30 protein-coding genes, 4 tRNA genes and 1 pseudogene are annotated in these 24,023 nt (G+C 66.9%); 20 read left to right on the forward strand and 15 right to left on the reverse strand.

The annotated features are described in order from the left end of the window. Positions 1–147 precede the first annotated feature (147 nt). The 8 genes from A5650_RS00275 to A5650_RS00300 form a co-directional block, all read right to left on the reverse strand. Positions 148–1,710 carry a hypothetical protein gene (locus A5650_RS00275; RefSeq protein WP_067285139.1) on the reverse strand — a complete coding sequence of 521 codons (1,563 nt, stop codon included), beginning with the start codon at positions 1,708–1,710 and terminating at the stop codon, positions 148–150. Then, entirely contained in the window at positions 1,707–1,850 is a 144-nt protein-coding gene (locus tag A5650_RS26635) for a hypothetical protein (protein ID WP_156743953.1), read from the reverse strand. Before A5650_RS26635 ends, A5650_RS00275 begins: the two co-directional genes overlap by 4 nt. Continuing rightward, entirely contained in the window at positions 1,850–2,065 is a 216-nt protein-coding gene (locus A5650_RS00280; protein WP_067285142.1) for a helix-turn-helix transcriptional regulator, read from the reverse strand. The genes A5650_RS26635 and A5650_RS00280 overlap by 1 nt, the downstream gene beginning before the upstream one ends. A 192-nt stretch (positions 2,066–2,257) precedes the next feature. Continuing rightward, the gene (locus A5650_RS27480; protein WP_286150350.1) at positions 2,258–2,383 is read right to left on the reverse strand and encodes a hypothetical protein; all 126 of its coding nucleotides are present in this window, start codon (positions 2,381–2,383) and stop codon (positions 2,258–2,260) included. Further along, the gene (locus tag A5650_RS00285; RefSeq protein ID WP_067285144.1) at positions 2,380–2,601 is read right to left on the reverse strand and encodes an excisionase family DNA-binding protein; all 222 of its coding nucleotides are present in this window, start codon (positions 2,599–2,601) and stop codon (positions 2,380–2,382) included. The genes A5650_RS27480 and A5650_RS00285 overlap by 4 nt, the downstream gene beginning before the upstream one ends. Positions 2,602–2,909: 308 nt before the next feature. Beyond that, a tRNA-Val gene (locus A5650_RS00290) sits at positions 2,910–2,984 on the reverse strand. Positions 2,985–2,997: 13 nt separating this feature from the next. Beyond that, positions 2,998–3,068 (reverse strand) — tRNA-Cys (locus A5650_RS00295). Between the two features lie 27 nt (positions 3,069–3,095). After that, positions 3,096–3,168, reverse strand: a tRNA-Gly gene (locus A5650_RS00300). Between the two features lie 292 nt (positions 3,169–3,460). Here A5650_RS00300 and A5650_RS00305 point away from each other — a divergent pair. Together A5650_RS00305 and A5650_RS00310 are read left to right on the forward strand one after the other, a co-directional pair. Next, positions 3,461–3,532: transfer RNA gene (locus tag A5650_RS00305), tRNA-Val, on the forward strand. A gap of 84 nt (positions 3,533–3,616) precedes the next feature. Further along, on the forward strand, positions 3,617–4,033 hold the full coding sequence (locus tag A5650_RS00310) for a pyridoxamine 5'-phosphate oxidase family protein (RefSeq protein WP_067285146.1): 417 nt from the start codon (positions 3,617–3,619) through the stop codon (positions 4,031–4,033). Here A5650_RS00310 and A5650_RS00315 read toward each other — a convergent pair. Together A5650_RS00315 and A5650_RS00320 are read right to left on the reverse strand one after the other, a co-directional pair. Continuing rightward, a complete protein-coding gene (locus A5650_RS00315) occupies positions 4,030–4,359 on the reverse strand; it encodes a DUF3618 domain-containing protein (protein ID WP_067285148.1) in 330 nt (109 codons plus the stop codon). The two genes, A5650_RS00310 and A5650_RS00315, sit on opposite strands and share 4 nt — an antisense overlap. Next, positions 4,356–4,757: a phage holin family protein gene (locus A5650_RS00320; RefSeq protein ID WP_197501755.1), complete on the reverse strand. Its 402-nt coding sequence runs from the start codon at positions 4,755–4,757 to the stop codon at positions 4,356–4,358. Before A5650_RS00320 ends, A5650_RS00315 begins: the two co-directional genes overlap by 4 nt. Positions 4,758–5,174: 417 nt before the next feature. Here A5650_RS00320 and A5650_RS26210 point away from each other — a divergent pair, with 417 nt between their 5' ends. Further along, positions 5,175–5,624 carry a hypothetical protein gene (locus A5650_RS26210; protein ID WP_231992423.1) on the forward strand — a complete coding sequence of 150 codons (450 nt, stop codon included), beginning with the start codon at positions 5,175–5,177 and terminating at the stop codon, positions 5,622–5,624. A gap of 219 nt (positions 5,625–5,843) precedes the next feature. Beyond that, a complete protein-coding gene (locus A5650_RS00325; RefSeq protein ID WP_067285153.1) occupies positions 5,844–6,710 on the forward strand; it encodes a L,D-transpeptidase in 867 nt (288 codons plus the stop codon). 2 nt (positions 6,711–6,712) lie between these two features. On the opposite strand, the gene A5650_RS00330 is transcribed toward A5650_RS00325, so the two are convergent. Continuing rightward, complete coding sequence (locus A5650_RS00330; RefSeq protein WP_197501754.1) at positions 6,713–7,408, reverse strand: GAF and ANTAR domain-containing protein; 696 nt, start codon at positions 7,406–7,408, stop codon at positions 6,713–6,715. A gap of 130 nt (positions 7,409–7,538) precedes the next feature. After that, positions 7,539–8,036 (reverse strand): DUF1990 domain-containing protein, encoded by a 498-nt coding sequence (locus A5650_RS00335; protein WP_067285194.1) that lies wholly within the window; start codon positions 8,034–8,036, stop codon positions 7,539–7,541. Positions 8,037–8,073: 37 nt separating this feature from the next. Here A5650_RS00335 and A5650_RS00340 point away from each other — a divergent pair, with 37 nt between their 5' ends. From A5650_RS00340 to pdxT, 12 genes and pseudogenes are all read left to right on the forward strand, one after another. Beyond that, complete coding sequence (locus A5650_RS00340; protein WP_067285155.1) at positions 8,074–8,940, forward strand: aldo/keto reductase; 867 nt, start codon at positions 8,074–8,076, stop codon at positions 8,938–8,940. 21 nt (positions 8,941–8,961) lie between these two features. Continuing rightward, on the forward strand, positions 8,962–9,579 hold the full coding sequence (locus A5650_RS00345) for a PaaI family thioesterase (protein WP_067285157.1): 618 nt from the start codon (positions 8,962–8,964) through the stop codon (positions 9,577–9,579). Further along, on the forward strand, positions 9,576–9,995 hold the full coding sequence (locus A5650_RS00350) for a TIGR02611 family protein (RefSeq protein ID WP_067285160.1): 420 nt from the start codon (positions 9,576–9,578) through the stop codon (positions 9,993–9,995). Before A5650_RS00345 ends, A5650_RS00350 begins: the two co-directional genes overlap by 4 nt. A 76-nt stretch (positions 9,996–10,071) precedes the next feature. Continuing rightward, positions 10,072–12,126 carry a threonine--tRNA ligase gene (gene thrS, locus A5650_RS00355; protein WP_067285162.1) on the forward strand — a complete coding sequence of 685 codons (2,055 nt, stop codon included), beginning with the start codon at positions 10,072–10,074 and terminating at the stop codon, positions 12,124–12,126. Then, on the forward strand, positions 12,123–12,713 hold the full coding sequence (locus A5650_RS00360; RefSeq protein ID WP_067285164.1) for an ATP adenylyltransferase: 591 nt from the start codon (positions 12,123–12,125) through the stop codon (positions 12,711–12,713). The genes thrS and A5650_RS00360 overlap by 4 nt, the downstream gene beginning before the upstream one ends. Continuing rightward, on the forward strand, positions 12,710–13,387 hold the full coding sequence (gene pgsA / locus A5650_RS00365) for a phosphatidylinositol phosphate synthase (RefSeq protein WP_067285166.1): 678 nt from the start codon (positions 12,710–12,712) through the stop codon (positions 13,385–13,387). Before A5650_RS00360 ends, pgsA begins: the two co-directional genes overlap by 4 nt. Then, positions 13,384–14,322, forward strand: coding sequence for a phosphatidylinositol mannoside acyltransferase (locus A5650_RS00370; RefSeq protein WP_067285168.1), 939 nt, complete (start codon positions 13,384–13,386; stop codon positions 14,320–14,322). The genes pgsA and A5650_RS00370 overlap by 4 nt, the downstream gene beginning before the upstream one ends. Then, positions 14,319–15,512, forward strand: coding sequence for a glycosyltransferase family 4 protein (locus A5650_RS00375; protein WP_067285170.1), 1,194 nt, complete (start codon positions 14,319–14,321; stop codon positions 15,510–15,512). Before A5650_RS00370 ends, A5650_RS00375 begins: the two co-directional genes overlap by 4 nt. After that, positions 15,512–16,539 (forward strand): annotated as a pseudogene (locus A5650_RS00380) (NUDIX hydrolase). Before A5650_RS00375 ends, A5650_RS00380 begins: the two are co-directional and overlap by 1 nt. A 66-nt stretch (positions 16,540–16,605) precedes the next feature. After that, positions 16,606–17,514, forward strand: coding sequence for a pyridoxal 5'-phosphate synthase lyase subunit PdxS (pdxS, locus tag A5650_RS00385; RefSeq protein ID WP_059164661.1), 909 nt, complete (start codon positions 16,606–16,608; stop codon positions 17,512–17,514). A 9-nt stretch (positions 17,515–17,523) separates the two neighbouring features. Next, positions 17,524–18,363, forward strand: coding sequence for an acyl-CoA thioesterase II (gene tesB / locus A5650_RS00390; RefSeq protein WP_067285172.1), 840 nt, complete (start codon positions 17,524–17,526; stop codon positions 18,361–18,363). Beyond that, positions 18,360–18,944: a pyridoxal 5'-phosphate synthase glutaminase subunit PdxT gene (pdxT, locus tag A5650_RS00395; protein WP_067285174.1), complete on the forward strand. Its 585-nt coding sequence runs from the start codon at positions 18,360–18,362 to the stop codon at positions 18,942–18,944. Before tesB ends, pdxT begins: the two co-directional genes overlap by 4 nt. Before the next feature lie 68 nt (positions 18,945–19,012). Here pdxT and A5650_RS00400 read toward each other — a convergent pair whose 3' ends face one another. Beyond that, entirely contained in the window at positions 19,013–20,224 is a 1,212-nt protein-coding gene (locus tag A5650_RS00400; protein ID WP_067285177.1) for an acyl-CoA dehydrogenase family protein, read from the reverse strand. A gap of 201 nt (positions 20,225–20,425) precedes the next feature. Here A5650_RS00400 and A5650_RS27235 point away from each other — a divergent pair, with 201 nt between their 5' ends. After that, the gene (locus tag A5650_RS27235) at positions 20,426–20,644 is read left to right on the forward strand and encodes a hypothetical protein (protein WP_067285179.1); all 219 of its coding nucleotides are present in this window, start codon (positions 20,426–20,428) and stop codon (positions 20,642–20,644) included. 83 nt (positions 20,645–20,727) lie between these two features. Then, positions 20,728–21,486: a YebC/PmpR family DNA-binding transcriptional regulator gene (locus A5650_RS00410; RefSeq protein WP_067285182.1), complete on the forward strand. Its 759-nt coding sequence runs from the start codon at positions 20,728–20,730 to the stop codon at positions 21,484–21,486. Between the two features lie 9 nt (positions 21,487–21,495). On the opposite strand, the gene A5650_RS00415 is transcribed toward A5650_RS00410, so the two are convergent. Next, the gene (locus A5650_RS00415; RefSeq protein WP_067285184.1) at positions 21,496–21,897 is read right to left on the reverse strand and encodes a YybH family protein; all 402 of its coding nucleotides are present in this window, start codon (positions 21,895–21,897) and stop codon (positions 21,496–21,498) included. Positions 21,898–21,940: 43 nt separating this feature from the next. On the opposite strand from A5650_RS00415, the gene A5650_RS00420 reads away from it, so the two are divergent. After that, positions 21,941–22,264, forward strand: a complete 324-nt coding sequence (locus tag A5650_RS00420) for a hypothetical protein (RefSeq protein WP_067285186.1) — start codon at positions 21,941–21,943, stop codon at positions 22,262–22,264. Positions 22,265–22,271: 7 nt separating this feature from the next. Here the strand turns inward: A5650_RS00420 and A5650_RS00425 are convergent, their stop codons facing one another. Continuing rightward, complete coding sequence (locus A5650_RS00425) at positions 22,272–23,501, reverse strand: mechanosensitive ion channel family protein (protein WP_067285189.1); 1,230 nt, start codon at positions 23,499–23,501, stop codon at positions 22,272–22,274. A 313-nt stretch (positions 23,502–23,814) separates the two neighbouring features. Here A5650_RS00425 and A5650_RS00430 point away from each other — a divergent pair. Next, on the forward strand, positions 23,815–24,023 hold a 209-nt coding region (locus A5650_RS00430; protein WP_197501757.1), incomplete at its 3' end, for a crossover junction endodeoxyribonuclease RuvC.

A 24,023-nucleotide genomic window follows, 5' to 3' on the forward strand; every position in this document is an offset into this window, starting at 1 on the left:
GAATGAGGCGCTCGGTGCCGGTCGCGTCGATTGCCGCCACGGCGCGCAACCGGCTGCCCTGGCGAACAGGTGAACAGAACGTGAGTCGTCGATCAGGTCGTGGCCGTCGAGATCGTCCTGGTGGGTTCATGGCGGTGGGTGTTTCTTTCACTCGGCGGATTCGGTTGAGGCGGGGGTGACGCTCAAGAGGCCGGACAGGCGCGAGGTGCCCAGGCCAGCGCGATCGGTATCACGGGTGACGGCGTCGGTAACGCGCTTGTCGACCTGCCGGTCGCGGCGGCGCTTGGCACTTTCGGCCCCGGCATTCATGGGCTTACGCCTGGCGAACTCGGCGGCGATCTCGTCGAACCGCTCGGCCACGTCGAACATGTTGCGGACGCGGCCAGACCAGTACCGGTCGGCGCAGACGTCCTGAATCAGTCGGTGGGCCTTCTCGTAGTCGCGTTCGTCGTGGGCCAGCATCCGGCGCGACGAGGCGGTCCAGGCGCCCAGGGTGGCCGGTGGGGGGGCATTCCTGCCCGAGGCCACCTGACCGTCGGCCAGGAGCTCGACCAGGGCGGCGCATTGAGCCTCGACGATGGGATCGGGCAGCGGCTTGGAGATCCACCCGACCCCACGTGACCGATCGGCGTCGGTCATTCCGGTGCGGGATGATTCCGCAGCGGAATGCCCTAGAACGATCGCGGTTTCGTGGTGGCAGGGTCCGGTGTCCCCAAGCGCTGCGCGGTGTTCTCCAGGTGCTGCCACGCCCGGGCCGGGTCCTGCCGAATCGTGGCCAGGTGAGACCAGGTGTTTAGCCAGCTGACCGCGATCCTGCGCCAGCGGCTGGCAACGCGCCGCAGGCGTGGACCAACCAACCAGGTCTAGATCCTGGTTCTGGTTAGAGGTTCTGGTTCCGCAACGGGATTTGCGGTCAAAGACCCTCGGGATTTGCGGTGAAAGCCCTTCGGGATCTGCGGGCAAAGGCCCTTCGGGATTTGCGGTCAGAGACTGCGCTTCGTGGCGCTGAGGCGCACAGACGTCGAGTTGCTGCGACTGGTCGGCGACGTCGTGGAACAGGTATTCATTCGGGGCGCGCCGCACCCCGTCCGGCTTGGTCCTCGGCACCACCTCGATGGCGTCCGCAGCGGCCAGCACGCGCAGCATCTGCCGGGTGCGCGTGGTGCCGACCCCGGCGCGCTCGGCGATCGTGGCGACCCTGGGACGGCAACCGTCGGCACCCTTGAAGCTGCGCAGCACCGCGTACATGCCGACCTCGGCGAGCGGCACCCGACCGAGCAGCGCCACGGGCACCCTGGCCCATCCGTCACGGGTTCCGGCGGGCCGCTTACGGAACGTGTAGACCAGTCGCCCGCCGTGCGCCTGACCGACGGTGACCGTGAGGGCTTTGGCGTTGACCAACTGTCGGCGGGCGCGCGCTACGGTGTCGACGCTCACGCCGAGCAGTTCGGCCACCTCGGTCTCGGTGGGTGAGCAGGTTTCGGCGGTGCCGTAACGGAATGCGCGGTAACCCGCATACACACCCACGCTCCGCAGCGGGACCCGACCGAACAGCCAGACCGGGACCGGTGCGAATCGGTCGGCGTTCGGACTGCCCGCCGGAGTACCGTTGTCGTCAGTCCTTGGCGTGGACCTGGTCGCCTCGGTGTCGTTCTCGATGCCGGGGCGGCTGTCGTTTGAGGCGGCCACCGCGTTGGGGGTGACGTTCATCGGGCACCGCCACCGGCGCGCAGCAGACCGGCGATGCGTTCGCGCTGTTTCTCGCGCAGCGGCGGCGCGCCGTCGAGAAACTTCTGTACGTGCTCTGCCAGCTTGAAAGCGCGCAGATTACGGTGGGCTTCGTCGGTCATCACGAGGCGCCCACCTCGGCACCCCGCAGCGTCTGGGCCTTTTGAGTATCCATCCACGCATCGAGGTCGGCGAGGTCATACATGACGCGGCTACCGAGACGGTAGGACGGCGGCGCGAGACCGTGCTGACGGCGATAGCGCAGCGTCCGCACCGGCAGACCGGTGCGATTGGCCGCGCCGTAGATGTCAACGGCCCGAGGCGATTCCGAACTCATCGGAGTTCCTTCCACTCATCCCAAGGTGTGCGTGAGTGAGTGGGGATGGTCTGGCGCTCATGTCTGGCCGACCATGGCCCACAGTACACAGCTGTGATTCAGCGGTATCGCGGCGAAACCGACTGCGCCGCAGACTATTCCGCTCCGCTATGGGCTTGCGGCGTGTCGTGCGGCGTGCCGGGCCCCCGCAGGTCATGACGGAGTGCAGGCCTCGACGTGCTCGGCGTGCTCGCCGGTCCCGATCCGGTCGTCGCCATCGGCCAGCCCGACGTCGGCCAGCCGGTCACGGTCGGCCTGCGACAGCGGTGCGGCGGTCACTGGACAGATCCGCCGAACGGGACCATGGCGGCGTCGACCTCGTCGAGGTCCAAGCGGATGAACCGCTTGCCCATGCGGTAGCCGGTCAAGCGCCCGTCGGCGATCATGGCGCGCACGGTGCGTTCGGTGACGCCGAGATAGTCGGCAGCCTGATTGAGGCTGACGTAGCGGCGGCGGGCGGTGGTGTCGGCGCGGTGGGCGCGCTCGGGGGTGGGCATGGTGGGTCTCCAGCACGAATCGTTTCCGAATGATTCGGCCTGGGGGACGCAGACATGTTGGGTGCCGCAAGAGGTCTGCGGCGGGACTCAAACGGTCCTCCCACGCGGTCCTATCGGTCCGGAACCGTGCGGCGTACACCTAGCTTACAGCGGCGTGATTCGGTACCTCACAGCAAACTGTGACGAACAGCACGCGGTGCTGAAGCGGGGCGGATCGGGCGGGATGCGCTGCTCACCTCTTTGCCCATACTTAGCCCATGGCCTTGGTTTAGTGGGGCTAAATACGCACTCTGACGTGCACGAACCTATGGTGCGCGATACTGGGATTGAACCAGTGACCTCTTCCGTGTCAGGGAAGCGCTCTCCCGCTGAGCTAATCGCGCCGAACCATCATTGAGGTGGAGACGGGAATCGAACCCGTGTGCACGGCTTTGCAGGCCGTTGCCTCACCACTCGGCCACTCCACCGCTGGGGTTGATGCCACTGCACCTTCGAGCGGATGACGGGATTCGAACCCGCGACCCTCACCTTGGCAAGGTGATGCGCTACCAACTGCGCTACATCCGCGCGCCACGAACGACTCGTCGCCCGTCGCGAAGGACGACGATAGTCCACCAAAGTGTAGCTGCACAAATCCCGACGTTCGCCGGTGCGTCTCTGCCCGTTCACATCTCAAAACAGCAGGTACGACTCATGGGATTGGAGGATCACCGCCCCACTTGGACGCGACCTCGGCACGGTGAGTGGGTGCGGTCACCCGGAAATGCATTTGTCGACGCCGATCCCTGACTACGCATTCGGGCCGCGACCCCGGATCGTGCTAGTCTTCGACGTCGTTCGGCCGTTCGGTCGACTCTCCGGTCTCGTAGCTCAGCGGGAGAGCGTCCGCCTCACACGCGGAAGGTCGCTGGTTCGAACCCAGCCGGGACCACCCCTTCATCGACGCGCGCGCTCTGCCGTCTCCCTAGACTCGACCCCATGCGTCTGGTGCTCGATCCGCCGTCCTGGAACCGTCATGTCTGAGGCGGACCGTCCCGGCGAGATTCTTCCCGAGAGCGAATGCTGGAACCTCCTGGGCAGCGTGTCCCTCGGGCGACTCGTCACGACCGCCGACGGGCACCCCGAGATCTTCCCGGTGAACTTCGCCGTCCAGAACCGGACGCTACTGTTCCGCACCGCCCAGGGCACCAAGCTCGTCAGCACCGCGGTGAACCACGACGTGGTCTTCGAGGCCGACGATCACAATGCCGCTGAAGGCTGGAGCGTGATCGTCCGCGGCGTCGCCCGCACGGTGAACGACGACGATGACCTCGAGCAGGCCGAGCGCGCGCACCTGAAGCCGTGGACGGCACACGCAAAGGACCACTACGTCCGCGTGCTTCCTCGACGCGTCACCGGCCGCCGCTTCCGGTTCGGTTCGCAACAAAGCTAGTGCCTGCGTCGCCAGACAACGACTCCGACCACCGCGAGAATCGCGACTATTGCCACGACCGGAACCGTCTGCTTCGGGTTGTCGGTCGCCGTATGCCGAAGCGTGTCCGCCTTCTCGACGACGCGGTCCTTCGTTTCGGCCGCCTTGTCCTTGGCATGCTCCTTGGTCTCGTCGACCTTCTCTTTAGCGCGCGTCTTCACATCCAACTTGGCCTGCAGCGCCTCGACCGTCTCGCCCAGTTCGTGGCGCGTCTGCTCGATATCGGCCTGAATGTCGTCGACGCCGGCGTCCGGGCCCGGCTCGGGACGTGGGTTCGGTGCGGTCATGACCGTGCGTCCTTCAGCTCTTGGATGTCTGCTTTCACCGTCTCGACGGTTTTGGGAGCCGCCGGCGTGATCTCTTGAGCCTGTTTGCGTCCCACCAGCGCCGCAATGCCCGCGATCACGAACAACACGGCCGCGACGATTAGCGCCGCCGCCCACACCTCCACCACCAGGGACAGCGCCGCCACGCCCGCAGCGATCAACGTCGCCGCGCCGAAGAAAGCCAACAAGCCCGCCACACTGAACAATCCCGCGCCGATCCCGGCATGTTTGGCCGATTCCTGAAATTCCTTCTGCGCCAATCGCATTTCATCGCGGATCAGCCGCGACGTCTGCGTCGACAATTGGCTCATCAACTCGCCGATCGACGCGTCTGCAGTCGGCCTCGATTCCACCGTCATCACATACCAACCTCTGCCTTGATTGCCTGTAGCGACAGTGATGCCCGTGGTCAGCGGGGCCGAAACCCTCGGCGACCTCTGAATACATCTGCCGATCGTTATCTGCGCGGCGACGGTGATGCGCCAAGAACCCCAGGTGGGCAGGGTCGACGCCGCGGGCGACTTCGAAAAGCCGCTCTACCATGCCGAACCGGTCACCATTTGGAAACGGCGCGGTGCGGCGTGGCGTGTCGTCGACAACTGCCTGCTGATATTAACGCGGTCGTACGACGCGACCTCGGTACGGCATGCAAGGTCTGCTGCCTCGGTTGAACGAAAGTGTGAGCGTGAGTGGAGGGATCAACGTCGATGACGACCTTTAAAGGAGTCAACATCGCGGCAGCTGTGGGGACTGGATTAATAGGTGCGGCCATTGGGGTGGCGATCGCATTGAGTCCGACTGCCCTGGCCGGGGGGTACGAGTGTGTCGGATCGGCGAGCGGGCAGGCGCCCGCCGCCGCACCGGGTGCACCCGTCTGTGCTCCGCTGACCGACATGGCCGGTGTGCCGATGGCACTGCCCGGCCCGCCGCCCATCGCGCCGCCTCTGGTGCCACCCGTCGTGCCACCGCCCTTGGTGCCGCCCGTCGTGCCGCCGCCTCTGGTGCCGCCTCTGGTGCCACCGCCGGTGGTGCCGCCCGTTGTGCCGCCGCCTCTGGTACCGCCGGTTGCTGGTGCTCCGATCGTGGGCGGCGCCCCGGCAGTGGTCGGCGCTCCGCTCACGGAGATGGGCGGGCTCGCCGGTAAGGGCAAGGGGGACCCGTCTCGCCCGCCTGCGCCAGGTGCGCCTGTTCCGGGTCAGCCGACTCCGCCCGGGCCTGCGACCTGATGGCACACCGAGGATAGTCCCTCCGGTTTGGCCCGACGGCGAGGAGCAACTCGTCGTCGGGCCAAACACATTGCTTCACTGGAGATTCCCGCATTTCGATGTGTTGTGGCTGAACCGTGATGGAGACTTGATCGAATTGCCTACGCGCTCTTGGTCGTAAAGCGCTCGGGCCTGACCTACGATATTGACATCGTTGTAATTCCAAGGGAGGCACCAAGATTGCGTGCTGCACTTCGGTGTGTTCTTGCCGCCGTTGTCATCGCTTCAAGTGTGGTGGCCGGGCCGGCCGTAGAAGGCTCGGCAGCCGCCACCCAGACGGTGAGAAGCGCCATCGCCTCCATTGCGCCCGCGGAGGGTCAAGTAGTTGGTATCGCGCATCCCGTAGTGGTGACGTTCAAGGACACTGTGGTCGACAGAGCAGTCGCCGAGCGTTCGCTCGACATCACCTCGACGCCCGCGATGACTGGACGGTTCGAATGGCTCGACGCCAGGACCGTTGAATGGGCTCCTGACCAGTTCTGGCCGGCGCACAGCACGATCGCGCTGTCTGTCGGCGGTATCAAGACCAACATCGCGACGGGTCCCGCGGTGGTCGGTGTCGCCAACATCGCCGAACACACCTTTACCGTCACCATCGACGGCGTTCCGCCTCACGAGCTCCCGTCGCCGCACCACCGCCCCTTCTTCGGCAAGCCGGGCGTCTTCCCGGCCTCGATGGGCAGGCCCGAATATCCGACACCCGTCGGGACTTTCCCCGTGTTGGGCAAGGAACGCGACGTGATGATGGATTCGAGCAGTGTCGGCATCCCCGTCACCGCGGACGACGGCTACCTACTCGACGTGGAGTGGGCCGTCCGGCTCACCAACCGCGGCATCTTCGTTCATTCGGCGCCGTGGGCGATCAATTCGCTCGGCCACGAGAACGTCAGCCACGGGTGCATCAGCCTCAGCCCCGAAGACGCCGAGTGGTACTTCGACAACGTCAAGGTCGGTGACCCGGTCATCGTGCAGGAGAACAGCATTGAGGTGCCGCGGCCGAGGACCGATCCCGCGAACCCGGAGGTTCCGCGCGTGATCTCGCGATGAGGTCAGGATTGCGCTTGGCCGACGATCTCGTTAGCGATCTTGAGCAGCGGCACGTTGGAGTCCTGAGATAGCTTGCGCAGGAGGTCGAACGCCTGCACCGCGTCGACGCCGTAGCGTTCCATCATCATGCCTTTCGCCTGGCCGATGGTGTCCCGGCTCGCCAGTGCCTGCCTGAACTGCTCGTCTCGACGTGCGGCGTTCCAGGCCACCGACGAGTGGGCGGCGAAAACCAGCCCGAGGCTCCTGGACTCGTCGCCGAAGGCGTCGGGTTCCTCGGAGTAGACGTTGAGCGCGCCCATCGTCTCGCCCTCGATGAACAACTGGAACGCCATGATGGAGCGAATGGGAGTCTCCGCCAAGGCATCTCGGCGATACCGTGGGAACCGGTCATCGGTCTGGAGGTCGGCGACGTAGACCACCTTCTTCTCCCACGCCGCGGTCAGGCACGGGCCCTCCTGGTGACGCTGCTGGATCTTGTCCAGCAGCATCGGATACAGATGCGTGGCCGCCGGGGTCTCGACGCTTTTCGACTTGCGCGTGACGGTGATGCCGGCGTACTGCGCGCCGGGAATCTCGACCGCCGCGTGTTCGGCCAACTCCGCGATGACGGTGTCCGCGTTCTGGCGGCTGTAGAGCCCGCGCACCAACTCCGCGATGCGCAGATGCGCGTCCTCGCGTTCTTCGGGTTCCTTCGCCATTACCATGCGGAGTCCTTCTTGCTCGATCTCAATCACGCGCCGGCCGCAACCGGTCCCGCGGCCAAGCCGTAATTATCGGTGAAGAAAACCACCGTCAGCCCATTTTCACCCGGACCGCAAGTACCGCGTCCTACAGCGCCCTCAGATACCGTCCGGTCACCACCCGTTGAACCAGCGACGTCACGGGCGAACCCAGCCGGCTCCACCAGGTCGCATGCCGAGAGAACGCCGTGACCACCGCCGTCACCTCGCCCGAAGCCGGATCGTGGCGGACCAGGAACAACTCTTCGCCCGACTCCGCGTGGCCGGGCAGGGTGCCGTACGCGAACCCCCGGGCGTCGTGATCGTCGACGACGTACACCACCCGGCACGGCGCCGCGATCGGGCCGAGATGCACCAGAACCTCCGACCCGACCTCCGCGACCTCCGTCGTCGCCTCGACCCGCACCCCGGCACCGCGCAGCATGCCCCACCGCATTCCGGCGTCCGCGGCGTCCTCGAAGCGGTCGCGGCCATGGCCGATGACGGCTGTCTTGTGCACATGGTGATACCCGGGCGGCAGCGTGCCCGCGGTGGCGCCCACCTCCGGATACGTCAGCGCGAGCGCCGTCAGATCGCTGAGCTTCACCCGCGCCACCTTGCCATCGTCGGCGTACGGTCGGGGCATGACCACCCCTGTCGCGAAAGCATCCGGCACGTTCACGCTCGGCGATCTCACCGTCAACCGCCTCGGCTTCGGCGCGATGCGGTTGACGGGCAAGGGTGTTTGGGGTCCCCCGCAGGACCGCGACGAATGTCTGCGGGTGCTGCGACGCGCCGTCGAACTCGGGGTCAACTTCATCGACACCGCGAACTCCTACGGCCCCTTCGTCTCCGAAGAACTGATCCGCGAGGCGCTGCACCCCTACGACGGCATCGTCGTCGCGACCAAGGCCGGGCTGGTGCGCACCGGCCCCGACGAATGGCCGGTGCTCGGGTACCCCGCGTATCTACGCCAGGAGTGCGAGATGAGCCTGCGGCGTCTGGGCGTCGACACCATCGACCTGTTCCAGCTGCACCGCATCGACACCAAATTCCCCGCCGAGGACCAGATCGGCGAACTGCTCAAGCTTCAGCAGGAAGGCAAGATCCGACACATCGGCCTATCCGAGGTCACCGTCGAACAACTCGAGGCCGCGCGAAAGGTGGCGCCGATTGTGACGGTGCAGAACATGTACAACGTCAGTGTCCGCTCGGCCGAGCCGGTGCTCGACGCATGCGAGGCCCAGGGAATCGGCTTCATTCCATGGTTCCCGCTGGCCGCCGGGCCGTTGGCCGCGCCAAACGGGCCGCTGCAGCGCATCGCCGCCGAGCACCACGCCACCGGATCGCAACTGGCATTGGCGTGGCTGCTCAGGCGCTCGCCGGTGATGCTGCCGATCCCCGGCACCTCCAAGGTGGCCCACCTGGAGGAGAATGTGGCCGCCGCCGAGATCGAGCTGACCGACGACGAGTTCGACACGTTGAGCAAAGCCGGAGCGTCCGAAGACTGACCGAGGCAATACGGTGGACGGGTGAGCTCTGAGCAGCACTCCGGCGGTGGCTTCAACCCGCCGGTCGCCACCGATCGCGGCGGACCCGACTACGGACGTTTCATCGACGCCGTCCGAACGCTGCAGGACCACGCCCGCGCCGCCGACGCCCCAGACGACGTGATCAGCGAGGCGGCCGACCAGATCGAGAAGGTGTCGCAGCTGCTCGCCCCGTACTACGCCGACGAGTGGTCCTCACCGTCCGGTCGCCGGATGGACCTGCCCGGCCGCGGCAACATCTTGGCGATACCCCTCGACGTGCGCATCACCGAGGACCAGCGCATCGAGGGCACCGCCCAGTTCCGTCGCTTCCACCTCGGCCGCAACGGCGCGGCGCACGGCGGCAGCGTCGCGCAGCTTTTCGACGCCCTGCTGGGGTTCACCGCGTTCACGCTGAGCGGCAGCAGGGCTCAGCGCACCGCGTTCCTGCATGTCGATTACCGCAAGATCGCGCACGTCGAGAGGGAGTTCGAGGTGGAGGCGGGCATCGACCGCCTCGAGGGCCGCAAGATTTTCGTCTCCGGGCGGTTGCTCGACGGCGAGATCGTGCTCGCCGAGGCGCACGCGTTGTTCGTCAAGTTGAAACCTGGCCAGCCGTGAACACCTCCGACGTCAAACAACGCCTCGGACGGTGGCGCGAGCGGGTGCGCGAACGGCGAACGGTCAACTTCGGCTACCGGATCGCGGTCGGCGTCGTCGGTGCCGCGGTCCTGGCCCTGGGCATCGTCGCGATCCCGTATCCGGGGCCGGGCTGGGCCATCGTCTTCGTCGGCCTCGGAATCCTGGCCACGGAGTTCGAGTGGGCGCGACGGCTGCTCACGTACGCCAAGGAGCGCTACGACAAGGCGATGGAGTGGTTTCACCGTCAGCACGCCGCCGTGCAGATCATGGGCGGGGTGTTCACCGCACTGGTGGTGTTCGCGACGCTGTGGCTGCTGGGCGCGGTCAGCTTCGCCGCCAATCTCGTCGGGCTGGAGCACAAGCTGCTACAGAGCCCTCTCGGCATCGGGTCCTGACGGCACAAGTCGCCGACGGGCACCGATAGCATGGTCGCGTCCTCGAGTCTGTTGACAATGAACTGGAGAGTCACCGATGAGCGCCGCCCCCAACCGCACCTCAGCAGCCCCGATCCGGGTCGCTGCCGGGACGACCGCGGGGGAGGCGGTGCGCGAGGCGGGCCTCCCGAGCAGGGGTGCGCCCGATGCGATCGTCGTCGTGCGCGACGCCGGGGGACGGCTCCGCGACCTGTCCTGGGCGCCCGACGCCGACGTCGAGGTGACGCCCGTGGCAGCGGACACCGACGACGGTCGCAGCGTCATCCGGCACTCGACCGCACACGTCCTGGCGCAAGCCGTGCAGGACCTCTTCCCGGAGGCCAAGCTCGGTATCGGTCCGCCGATCACCGACGGCTTCTACTACGACTTCGACGTCGAGCGGGCCTTCACCCCCGAAGATCTCGCCGCGCTGGAAAAGCGCATGCGTCAGATCGTCAAAGAGGGCCAGCTGTTCTCCCGCCGCGTCTTCGAGTCGAAAGACCAAGCGCGCGAAGAACTCGCGAACGAGCCCTACAAGCTCGAGCTGGTCGATGACAAGTCCGGCGACCCCGACGTGATGGAGGTCGGCGGTGACGAGTTGACCGCCTACGACAACCTCAATCCCCGTACCCGCGAACGGGAATGGGGCGACCTCTGCCGTGGGCCGCACATCCCGACGACGAAGTACATCCCGGCGTTCAAGCTGACCCGCAGCTCGGCCGCCTACTGGCGGGGCAGCCAGGACAACGCCAGCCTGCAACGCATCTACGGCACGGCGTGGGAATCGCAGGAAGCCCTCGACAAGTACCTCGAGTTCATCGAGGAGGCTCAGCGCCGCGACCATCGCAAGCTCGGCGCCGAGCTCGACCTGTTCAGTTTCCCCGACGAAATCGGTTCGGGCCTAGCGGTTTTCCACCCCAAAGGCGGAATCATCCGGCGCGAGCTCGAGGACTACTCACGACGCAAGCACATCGAGGCCGGCTACCAGTTCGTCAACACTCCGCACATCACCAAGGCCGAGCTGTTCAAGATCTCCGGACACCTCGACTGGTATTCCGACGGCATGTTCCCGCCGATGCACCTCGACGCCGAGCTCAACCCCGACGGCACGGTGCGCAAGCCGGGGCAGGACTACTACCTCAAGCCGATGAACTGCCCCATGCACTGCCTGATCTTCCGGTCGCGTGGGCGTTCGTATCGCGAACTTCCGTTGCGGCTCTTCGAATTCGGCACGGTGTACCGCTACGAGCTGTCCGGCGTCGTGCACGGTCTGACGCGAGTGCGCGGGCTGACGATGGACGACTCGCACATCTACTGCACCCGCGACCAGATGCGTGACGAGCTGACCTCGTTGCTGCGGTTCATCCTCGACCTGCTCGCCGACTACGGGCTGACCGACTTCTACCTCGAGCTGTCGACCAAGGATCCCGACAAGTTCGTCGGTTCCGACGAGCTGTGGGAAGAGGCAACCAATGTGCTGGCCGAGGTGGGCGCCGCGTCCGGGCTCGACCTCGTGCCTGACCCCGGCGGTGCGGCCTTCTACGGCCCGAAGATCTCGGTGCAGGTCAAGGACGCGCTCGGCCGCAGCTGGCAGATGTCGACCATCCAGCTGGACTTCAACTTCCCGGAACGTTTCGAGCTGGAGTACACCGCCGCCGACGGCTCGCGCCAACGGCCCGTGATGATCCACCGCGCGCTGTTCGGGTCGATCGAGCGGTTCTTCGGCATCCTCACCGAGCACTACGCGGGCGCGTTCCCGGCGTGGCTGGCACCGGTCCAAGTGGTCGGCATTCCGGTCGCCGACGACCACATTCCGTACTTGAACGGCCTTGCGACGCAACTGAAGATGAGGGGCATCCGCGCCGAGGTGGACGCCAGCGACGACCGCATGGCGAAGAAGATCGTCAACCACACCAACCAGAAGGTGCCCTTCATGTTGGTGGCGGGGGACCGCGACGTGGAGGCCGGCGCGGTCAGCTTCCGCTTCGGGGACCGCACCCAGATCAACGGAGTACCGCGCGACAAGGCCGTTGCGGCGATCACCGAATGGATCGCGGGCCGGCAGAACGCCACTCCCACAGCCGAACTGCTCGAGGTGGACACAGCCAAGTGAGCGCCGAAGAGCACGCCGACCGCGGCGTCGACAACGAGCACACGGTGGTCGACCGCGGTGCCGGTGAGCCCGACCATCTGCAGCGGCTGTGGACCCCGCACCGCATGAGTTACATCGCCGAGGCGCCGATGAAGGGCGGATCGGCGGGTTCGGCTAAGTCGCGTCAGCCGTTCACCGACATCCCCACGATGCCCGACGAGGAGGGTCTCGTCGTCGCCCGCGGCGAGTCGGTCTACATCGTGCTCAACCTGTACCCGTATAACCCCGGGCATTCGATGGTGGTGCCCTACCGTCGAGTGTCCGAACTGGAGGACCTCACACCCGAGGAGAGCCTCGAACTGATCACGTTCACGCAGAGGCTGATCCGAGTGATCAAAGCGGTGTCGCACCCGCACGGGTTCAACGTGGGGCTCAACCTCGGTCAGTCGGCGGGTGGTTCGCTGGCCGACCACCTGCACATGCACGTGGTGCCGCGCTGGAGCGGAGACGCGAACTTCATCACGATCATCGGCGGCTCGAAGGCGGTGCCCCAGTTGCTGCGTGAGACCCGTGAACTGCTGGCCAAAGAGTGGGCGAGACAGCAGTGAGCAACTTCTACCTGATGACCCGGGCGGCGTACGAAAAGATCAGCACGCCGATCGCCAAGGGCGCGCTGCGCGCGGGCTTCACCCCCGACAGCATCACGATTCTGGGCACCGCCGGGTCCGTGTTGAGCGCGTTGACGCTGTACCCGATCGGTCAGTTGTGGTGGGGTTCGGTCGCGGTGTGGATCTTCGTGCTCGCCGACATGCTCGATGGGGCGATGGCCCGCCAGCGCGGTGGCGGCACCCGTTTCGGCGCGGTGCTGGACGCGACCTGCGACCGGATCAGCGACGGCGCCATCTTCTGCGGGCTGCTGTGGTGGGCCGCGTTCGGAATGCACAGCACCTCGCTGGTCGTCGCGACGGCGATCTGCCTGGTGACGTCGCAGGTGATCTCCTACATCAAAGCCCGCGCCGAAGCCAGCGGTCTGTCGGCGGAGGGCGGCCTGATCGAGCGCCCGGAACGGCTGATCATCGTGCTGGTCGGCGCGGGTCTATCCGGCCTCTTCGGAGTGGTGTTGCTGCTGCACATCGCGATGTGGGTGCTGGCGGTGACCAGCCTGGTGACCCTCGGGCAGCGCGTGCACAGCGTGCGCACCTCTCCCGGGGCGATGGACCGCATCGCCAAACCCGACTCCACCGCCGCGGGCGGGGACAAACCGGAGGCGGGTGAGCCGTGACGACCACCCCCTCGGGACCGACGGCCAGTGCCAACCCTCTGGGTGGCCGGTTGGCGGACTGGGGGTATGCCGCCGGCTGGCGGGTGGTGCGCGCGATGCCGGAGTTCTTCGCCCGCAACACTTTCGACGCCGGCGCGCACTTCGCTGCCCGTGGCGGCGGGCCCGAACAGCTGCGCAAGAACCTGGCGCGGGTCGTCGGCGTGGCGCCCGAGCAGGTGCCCGACGGCCTTATTCGTGCTTCGCTGGCCTCCTACGCCCGATACTGGCGAGAGGCATTCCGGTTGCCGACGATGGACCATGAGGTGCTCGGCCGGGAGTTGGTCGTGGACGACATCGACCGAGTCTGGGCCGCGCTGGACGCCGGCCGCGGCGCGGTGCTGTCCCTGCCGCACAGCGGCAACTGGGACATGGCCGGAGTCTGGCTGGTGCAGAACTACGGCACGTTCACCACGGTCGCCGAACGGCTCAAACCCGAGTCGCTGTACAACCGCTTCGTCGAATACCGAGAGGGCCTCGGCTTCGAGGTCGTCCCCCTGACCGGCGGTGACCGTCCGCCCTTCGAGGTCCTCGCCGAACGGCTACGTGACAATCGGCCGGTCTGCCTGATGGCTGAGCGCGACCTGAGCCGCAACGGAGTCGAGGTGGATTTCTTCGGCGAACCCACACGCATGCCCGCCGGCTCGGCCAAACTCGCGATCGAGACCGGGGCGGCGCTGCTCCCGGTGCACTGCTGGTTCGAAGGCGATGGTTGGGGCATGCGGGTCTATCCCGAGATCGACACGTCCTCGCGCGACGTCCCCGCCATCACCCAGGCGTTGGCCGACCGGTTCGCCCGCAACATCGCCGCCCATCCCGCCGACTGGCACATGATGCAACCGCAGTGGCTGGCCGACCTGTCGGCCGAGCGGCGCGCGAAGCTGGAGGCCAGCCCGTGAGAATCGGCATGGTCTGCCCGTACTCGTTCGACGTGCCCGGTGGGGTCCAGTCACACGTGCTGCAGCTGGCCGACGTCATGGACGGTCTGGGCCACCACGTCAGCGTGCTCGCACCGTCGTCGCCGGGTGCCCAGCTGCCCGACTACGTCGTCTCGGGCGGCAAGGCCGTGCCGATTCCCTACAACGGATCCGTCGCGCGCCTGCGGTTCGGACCCGCGACGCACCGGCTGGTGAAGCGCTGGCTCGCCGAAGGCGACTTCGACGTGCTGCATCTGCACGAGCCCAACGCCCCCAGCCTGTCGATGCTGGCGCTCAACATCGCCGAGGGGCCGATCGTCGCGACATTTCACACCTCGACCACGAAGTCGTTGACGCTCACCGTTTTCGAGCCGATCCTGCGGCCGATGCACGAGAAGATCGTCGGCCGCATCGCGGTGTCCGACCTTGCTCGTCGCTGGCAGATGGAGGCCTTGGGCAGCGATGCGGTGGTGATTCCCAACGGTGTCGACGTGGCGGCGTTCGCGTCGGCGCCGCTGCTCGACGGCTACCCCCGAGCGGGGAAATCGGTGCTGTTCCTGGGGCGCTACGACGAACCCCGCAAGGGCATGGCGGTGCTGCTGCGCGCGCTGCCGAAGCTGGTCGAGCGGTTCCCCGACGTCGAGATCCTCGTGGTCGGCCGCGGCGACGAGGACGAATTGCGCGACGACGCCGGCGAACTCGCCTCACGTCTGCGCTTCCTCGGACAGGTCGACGACGCGGACAAGGCCTCGGCGATGCGCAGCGCCGACGTGTACTGCGCACCGCACACCGGCGGCGAAAGCTTCGGCATCGTGCTCGTCGAGGCGATGGCGGCCGGCACCGCGGTGGTGGCCAGCGACCTCGACGCGTTCCGTCAGGTGCTCGACGACGGGGCGGCGGGCCGCCTGGTCCCCGTCGACGACGCACCGGCCCTGGCCGACGGGCTGATCGAGGTGCTCGCCGACGAAGCGGTGCGCGAGCGTTACGTCGCGGCGGCGACCCACGCGGTGCGGCGCTACGACTGGTCGGTGGTGGCCCGCCAGATCATGCGTGTGTACGAGACCGTATCGGGCTCGGGCACCACGGTCACGGTCTCCGGCGGTGACGGCGGCGGCCGGGCCAGGACCGCGAGAACAGCGAGGACCAGGAAGGCGGCCGGAGGCGTTCGGTGATCACCTGGATCGTCGTGATCACGCTGGCGGTGCTGGTGGTGCTGATCCTGGCGGTCGGCGGATGGGCCGTGCAAACGGCCAACCGGCTGGACCGCCTGCACGTGCGATACGACCTGTCCTGGCAGGCGCTCGACGGCGCATTGGCCCGCCGCGCGGTCGTCGCCCGTGCGGTCGCCGTCGACGCCTACGGCGAGGGTCCGGACGCCGCCCGGCTGGCCGCGCTGGCCGACGCCGCCGAACGGTCACCTCGGCCGGGGCGTGAGGGCGCGGAGAACGACCTGTCGGCCGCGCTGGCCCAGGTGGACCTGGCGACGTTGCCGCCGCCTCTGGTCACCGAACTGTCCGACGCCGAAGCGCGAGTCGTGCTGGCCCGCCGCTTTCACAACGACGCCGTGCGCGACACCCTCGCGCTGCGCGAACGGCCGGTGGTGCGACTGCTGCGGCTCGGCGGAACCGCTGCCCTGCCAACGTATTTCGAGATCGTCGAGCGCCCCGAGACGGTACCGGAGGTCGGTCGCAGGTGAGTTGGCGCACGTCGGCGCGAGTGGTTCTTCTCGACGAGGCCGGCGCCGTGCTGCTGTTCCGCGGCTCGGACCCCGGACTGGCCGACGCGCCGCGATGGTGGTTCACCGTCGGCGGTGCGGTGGAACCGGGGGAGGAGCTGGCGGACGCCGCGGCGCGGGAGATCGGCGAGGAGACCGGTCTGCATGTGGCCGCGGCCGACCTGGTCGGACCGCTGTGGCGGCGTCAGGCGGTGTTCGAGTTCGACGGTGCGGAGATCCGCAGCGAAGAGCTCTTTTTCGTGTACCGCACGACGCGGTTCGAACCGTCGGTCGGCGGTCACACGGCCCTCGAGCGACGCACGATTCACGGCTATCGCTGGTGTGATGAGACAATGATCCAAGAGCTGGTCGCCAATGGCGAAACCGTCTACCCGCTGCAACTCGGCGAGTTGCTGGAACAGGCCAATGCGGTCGCCGACGCGCGCGGGGGCGGTGCGCATCAGCAGTTGCAATCGATCCGCTGAAGTGCGGAATCAACACATTTGCGGCCGCGTTTAGACTGGATCAGTAGCGATTCGGAGGAGATAGCAGTGGATACCGCACCGAACGGGTCGGTGACCCAAACCGGAACAGCCCGGGTCAAGCGCGGCATGGCCGAGATGCTCAAGGGCGGCGTGATCATGGACGTCGTCACGCCCGAGCAGGCCAGGATCGCCGAGGGCGCCGGTGCGGTGGCGGTCATGGCGCTCGAACGGGTGCCCGCCGACATCCGCGCCCAGGGTGGTGTCGCTCGTATGAGTGATCCCGATCTCATCGAGGGCATCATCTCGGCGGTCACGATCCCGGTGATGGCCAAGGTCCGCATCGGCCACTTCGTGGAGGCGCAGATCCTGCAGAGCCTCGGCGTCGACTACATCGACGAGTCCGAGGTGCTGACCCCCGCCGACTACACCCACCACATCGACAAGTGGAAGTTCACCGTGCCGTTCGTGTGCGGTGCGACCAACCTCGGCGAGGCGCTGCGCCGCATCACCGAGGGCGCGGCGATGATCCGCTCGAAGGGCGAAGCCGGCACCGGCGACGTGTCCAACGCCACCACCCACATGCGTCAGATCGGCGGTGAGATCCGACGGCTCACGTCACTGTCGGAGGACGAACTCTATGTCGCCGCCAAGGAACTGCAGGCGCCCTACGATCTGGTGGTCGAGGTGGCCAGGGCCGGCAAGCTGCCCGTGACGCTGTTCACCGCCGGCGGCATCGCGACCCCGGCCGACGCGGCGATGATGATGCAGCTCGGCGCCGAGGGCGTGTTCGTCGGGTCGGGCATCTTCAAATCCGGCGATCCCGCGGCGCGTGCCGCGGCGATCGTGAAGGCCACGACGTTCTACGACGATCCCGACGTGCTGGCGAAGGTGTCGCGCGGGTTGGGTGAGCCGATGGTCGGCATCAACGTGGAGGACGTCGCGGCACCTCACCGGCTCGCCGAACGCGGCTGGTAAGCGAACCGGATGGCGATCGAGAAGATCCTCGACCTGGAGCAGCTCGAGGTCAACATCTATCGGGGCAGCGTATTCAGCCCCGAATCCGGTTTCCTGCAGCGCACTTTCGGCGGGCACGTCGCGGGGCAGTCACTGGTTTCGGCGGTGCGCACGGTCGATCCGAAGTTCGAGGTGCACTCGCTGCACGGCTACTTCCTTCGACCCGGCGACGCCAAGGCGCCGACGGTGTACATCGTGGAGCGCCTGCGCGACGGCGGGTCGTTCGTGACGCGTCGGGTGAATGCGATCCAGCACGGCGAGACCATCTTCTCGATGTCGGCGTCGTTTCAGACCGACCAGAGCGGCATCGAGCACCAGGACGCGATGCCCGTCGCCGCATCACCCGATGAGATTCCGAACTACGCGTCGGTCAGCGAGGTGTTCGACGACGCCAGCTTCCGCCAGTTCGACGAGTGGGACGTGCGGATCATTCCCCGCGAGACGTTGAACAAGCTGCCGGGCAAGGCATCTCAGCAGCAGGTGTGGTTCAGGCACCGCGACCCCCTGCCCGACGACCCCGTGCTGCACATCTGCGCGCTGGCCTACATGAGCGACCTGACCCTGTTGGGCTCGGCGCAGGTGAACTACCCGCAGGAGCGCAAACACCTGCAGGTCGCCTCCCTCGACCACGCGATGTGGTTCATGCGTCCATTCCGCGCGGACGAGTGGCTGCTCTACGACCAGTCCTCGCCTTCGGCCTCCGGTGGCCGGTCGCTGTGCCAGGGCAAGATCTTCAACCAGTACGGCGAGATGGTGGCGGCGGTCATGCAAGAGGGACTGACCCGCTTCAAGCGCGACTACAAACCGTGAGTACTCCACACGTCGGTGTCCTTGCGCTGCAAGGCGATACGCGCGAGCACCTGGCTGCGTTGCGTGAGGCCGGGGCGGAGGCCTCAACGGTGCGGCGGGTCCGCGAACTCGAGGCCGTCGACGCGCTGGTGATCCCCGGCGGGGAGTCCACCGCGATGAGCCATCTGCTGCGCGAGCTCGACCTGCTCGAACCGCTGCGGTCGCGGCTGGCCGACGGCATGCCGGCATACGGCTCATGCGCGGGCATGATCCTGCTGGCCTCGGAGATCCTGGATGCCGGCGCGGCCGGACGCGAGGCGACACCGCTGAAGGCGATCGATATGACGGTGCGGCGCAATGCCTTTGGTCGTCAGGTCAACTCGTTCGAAGACGACCTGGCTTTCGGCGGCGTCGACGGCCCGGTGCACGCCGTGTTCATCCGCGCGCCGTGGGCCGAACGCGTCGGGCCCGATGTCGAGGTGCTGGCCCAAGCCGCGGGTCATATCGTCGCGGTGCGCCAGGGTAAGCGGCTCGCGACGGCCTTCCATCCGGAGATGACCGGCGATCGTCGCATCCACAAACTGTTCGTCGACATGCTCTAGTTCCCGAGCGATTTGTGAGTGATTTCGATCGCTAGGCGAACGTTTTCACTCACAAGTCGCAGACAAGGCTAGCGGATTTCGAGGCCGGTGACCGCGCGGCCGATCACTAGACGCTGAATCTCGCTGGTGCCCTCGAAGATCGTGAAGATCTTGGCGTCGCGGTGCATACGCTCGACGGGATACTCGCGGGTGTAGCCGTTGCCGCCGAGGATTTGAATCGCCTCGTCGGTGACGTACACCGCAGTCTCGCTCGCGACCAGCTTGGCCATCGACCCCTCAGCGTTGTCGAACGGCTTGCCGTTGCGCGCCATCCAACCGGCCCGCCAAACCAGCATCCTGGCGGCGTCGATGCGGGCCTTCATGTCGGCCAACTTGAATGCGATGGCCTGGAATTCGCCAATCTTCTTACCGAACTGCTCGCGCTGGCCGGCGTACTCGAGCGCGTACTCATATGCAGCACGGGCCACGCCGACCGCCATGGCGCCCACGCTGGGTCGCGTGCGCTCGAACGTCGCCAACGCGGCTTGACTCTTGGATTTCTTGCCCTCGCGGATCCGCGCGACCCGCTCCTCGAATTTTTCCCTGCCGCCGACAATCAAACGTCCGGGGATCCGCACGTCCTCCAGCACGACCTCGGCGGTGTGCGAGGCGCGGATGCCGTGCTTGAGGAACTTCTGCCCCTGTCGGAACCCGGGAGTGTTCGGCGGAATGATGAACGTAGCCTGTCCGCGCGTGCCCAGTTCCGGGTACACCGATGCGACCACGATGTGCACCTCGGCGATCCCCCCGTTGGTGGCCCAGGTCTTGACACCGTTGAGCACCCATTCGTCCCTGACCTCGTCGTAGTGGGCGCGAGTTCGAATGGCGCCGACGTCAGAGCCGGCGCCGGGCTCCGATGAGCAGAACGACGCGACTTTCGGTTCGTTGACGGTGCCGAACATCTGCGGCAGCCATTCGCCCGCCTGCTCAGGGGTGCCGTTGGCGGCCAGCGACGCCGCGGCCAAGCCGGTGCCCAGGATCGACAGCGCAATACCCGCGTCGCCCCAAAACATCTCTTCGAACGTGACGAGCATGCCCAGACCGGACGCTTCTGCGGCTTGCTCGGCGAAGAACTCCATCGAGTACAGACCGACCTTCGCGGCCTCCTGAATGATCGGCCAGGGCGTTTCTTCACGTTCATCCCACTCCGCAGCTGCGGGGCGGACGACGTCGGCCGCGAACTCGTGCACCCAGTCCCGGATGTGAATGAGATCAGGCGACAACTCAAGCGAGAAGGACATGGACACTATCTTACTGCTGAGTAAGAAGCCGCGAAGCAATGTGGCAAACATAACAGGGCAGGCAATACGGGGATTCCGCCGTGATGTTGGTCGAAGTCGAACCCCCACCCAGCACCGACCCGCTGGTCAAGCTCCCACACTCTTGGTGACCGCGCGCCGAACCAAGTGCATCGGCACCACCCGGCTTGGCGGCAAACCACTATGTCCGAAGTCGCTGTGCAGAAAGCCGAGTGCACCGAAGGGCGTGAGGACGCCGACTTCCGGCGAGACGGGCGCGGTCGTCGACGGCGCCGCTACGTTCACGACGACCCGACCGGCGCGCCGACGTGGGTGCAGGTGCACGTGCACGGCCACATCGGCTGGCCGGCCGCCGTCGGCTACCGCGTCATCGCGCTGACGTCGCCCGACGCGGTTCGGTAGGGCGCAAACATCCACGTAGACTCGTCGGGCGGACTCAGCGCACGAACTTGGCGCACGAAAGCGCAAGGAGAGGTACTACCTGCATGAGCGGCCATTCCAAGTGGGCCACCACCAAGCACAAGAAAGCGGTCATCGACGCCCGCCGCGGCAAGATGTTCGCCAAATTGATCAAGAACATCGAGGTCGCCGCGCGGACCGGCGGCGGCGACCCGGCGGGCAACCCGACGCTGTACGACGCGATCCAGAAGGCCAAGAAGTCGTCGGTGCCCAACGACAACATCGAGCGGGCCCGCAAGCGCGGCAGCGGTGAGGAAGCCGGCGGCGCCGAGTATCAGAACATCACCTACGAGGGCTATGGCCCCAACGGTGTCGCGGTGCTGATCGAATGCCTGACGGACAACCGCAACCGCGCGGCCGGCGAGGTCCGCGTCGCGATGACCCGCAACGGCGGCAATATGGCCGACCCCGGTTCGGTGTCCTACCTCTTCTCACGCAAGGGCGTGATCACCCTCGACAAGAACGGCCTCACCGAGGACGACGTGTTGATGGCGGTGCTCGAGGCCGGCGCCGAGGACGTCAACGATCTCGGCGACTCCTTCGAGATTCTTTGCGAGCCAACCGATCTCGTCGCGGTGCGCACCGCGCTGCAGGACGCCGGCATCGACTACGAGTCGGCCGAGGCCGGGTTCGAGCCGTCGGTGTCGGTACCACTGGACGCCGACGGCGCGCGCAAGATCATGAAATTGGTCGACGCGCTCGAAGACCTCGACGACGTCCAGGACGTCTACACCAACATCGACATCTCCGACGAGGTCGCAGCCGAACTCGACAACGAGGACTAGAGGGCCAGGTTAAATCGTCAGCGCCACACGGTAGTGGCGGGAGGCGAAAAGCCAATTCCCGTCGACGCGTACGAGCTCGTCGACATACTCGCCGACCAGTTGGCGCACCGGCTGGTCGCGCACGCGCACGAACTCCAGACAGTAGGAGCGCGCGTCCGCGCGGTCGCCGCGCACGGTCACCGACGCCATCTGGGTGAAGAACGCCATCTGCTCGATGGCCGTGAAGATGCCGTGCCAGTGGTCGCGCAGTTCGCTCCTGCCGTGACACTCGCCGCCCGAGCCCGTCCTGCGGCCGTCCTCGGTCCAGCACGCCAGGTACGCGTCGAGGTCCTTGCGGGTGACCGCGTCGCTGTAGATTTCGAGGCGCTCACGGATGAGCTGTCTGTCTTCGGCCGGCCCGACGAACGTCATTGGCCCATTATCGGGACGACCACGAGAGAGCGGAGACCGCAGCATGGCCAGGGTGACAGTGACCGATCCGGAGGGGGAGACGGTGACGGTGCGGCGCTGGTGGTGGCGAACCCTGCCGTGGCAGACCGGATTCGAGACCCTCGACGCGGTCTTCTTCCTGCTGATGCTGCCGTTCATGGTGATGTGGCCGGTCTGGCTGCTGCTGAAGTGGCTGGGCGTGTCGTGGACCGTCGTGATCGAACGCGGCGGCGAGCGGATCGGCCGCGAACGCGTGCGCGGTTGGCGCCGCTCCGGCGAACGCGTTTACGAGATCGCGGCGGCGGTGCAGGCCGGCACGTACCCGGTCGAGGAGCCAGCCGCTTCCTGACGAACGCTCAGCCCCGGCCGTTGCTCCGCACCAGCTCGTCGTCCTCGCACTCGATGGTGTGATCGAACGCCTTCGCGCGTTCCTCGGCCTCCGGGCTGCCCGAGAACATCCCCGCAGCGACGCGTTTGGTCTCGCCCGCGATCTCGCGATCGGTCTGCGCCTCGGGAGCGGGCGCCGCCGGTTCGATGCGCTTGATCGGCACCACTCCGCCGGTGCGCTGCACCCAGGCGACCAGTCCTTCGCGGACGGCGCACTGCAGGTCGAAGAGCGCGCCGGCGTTGCGAGCACTGACGACGATCCGCACTCGCACCACGCCGCCGACCGCGTCGGTCACCTGCAGCACGCCGCGGCGGCCGTCCCACAGCTCGCTTTCGGCCAGCAGCCGGTCCAGCTCGGCGCGCATGTCGTTGAACGGGACGTTGAAGTCGACGTCGAACTCGACCGCGCCCATGATCTCGGTGGCGCTTCGGGTCCAGTTCTCGAACGGCTCGGTCGTGAAGTACGTCGACGGCAGCACTAGGCGGCGCTCGTCCCAGATTCGCACGACGACGTAGGTCAGCGTGATCTCCTCGATCCGGCCCCACCACTGCCCGTTCTCGAGCTGGACGATGTCGCCGACGCGGATCGCGCCGGAGAACGCGATCTGCATACCGGCGAAGACCGCGCCCAGTGACGTCTGCGCGGCCAGACCGGCGACCACCGACAACACACCGGCGGAGGCGAACACTGTGGTGCCGATGTCGGAGAACGACGGGAACGTCATCAGGATCGCGGCGCCGCCGAGGACGACGACGATCGCGATCGCGAGCCTGCGCAGCACCGTGACCTGCGTGCGCACCCGCCGCCACAGCCGGTCGGCGTCCGATATCTCCTCGCCGCCACCGCCGTAGCGCGCGATCATGCGCCTCTCGGCGACGCGGACCAGCCCGGTGACCAGCCAGGTGATCGACACGATCATCAGGATGAGCAGCCAGTGGTCGACCCAGTCGCGCCACGAGTCCGCCGTGTCCGACGTCCGTCGGACCGCGACCGTCGCCGCGATGACCATCAGCAGCATGCGCACCGGCTTACGGGTGAGCACCTCGATGTCCTTGAGCAGTGCGCTGCGGCGACTGATGCGCGCCATCAACCAGGTCACGACCACCCCGAACACGTATACGGCGGCGATGGCCCCGGCCGCCCACGCGATGGTGACGGCGATATTGGTTGCGGTCTGCAGTTCGGTCTCGTCCGGCATGGGGATGGGATCACTCCACGAATCGGGATCAGGGTCCTCTGTCGCGTAGCCGCGTTGCTTCCGAGGGAAACATCGGTTTCGGGGCGTCGGACGCGGATTCTGCCGTCCCACAAGCACAATTGGCGCGTGGCAGTGGTACGGGACACAGGCGGCACCGAGTGGCAGATCAGCAGGCGGTGGTGGCCGTTTCCGCGGTGCGGATCGCCGCGGGCGGGTGCGGCGGTCAGTTCGTGATCTGAGCGCGCGTGTCCTGTCGGATTCGGGCCCGTCGGGCGGCTAAGCTCTCGAACAGGTGTTCACAGAAGGGCCGGACGTGCGGGTGATGGGAGTCGACCCCGGGTTGACGCGCTGCGGACTGTCGCTCATCGAGGGCGGCGCGGGTCGCCAGGTCATCGCGCTCGACGTTGACGTGGTCCGCACCCCGTCGGGCGATCCGCTGCACCGGCGCCTGCTGGTGATCAGTGACGTCGTCGAATACTGGATGGACACCCACAAGCCCGATGTGATCGCGATCGAGCGGGT

Origin of the sequence: Mycobacterium sp. 1164985.4 (assembly GCF_001668575.1) — a bacterium.
In the GTDB taxonomy this organism is placed as follows: domain Bacteria; phylum Actinomycetota; class Actinomycetes; order Mycobacteriales; family Mycobacteriaceae; genus Mycobacterium.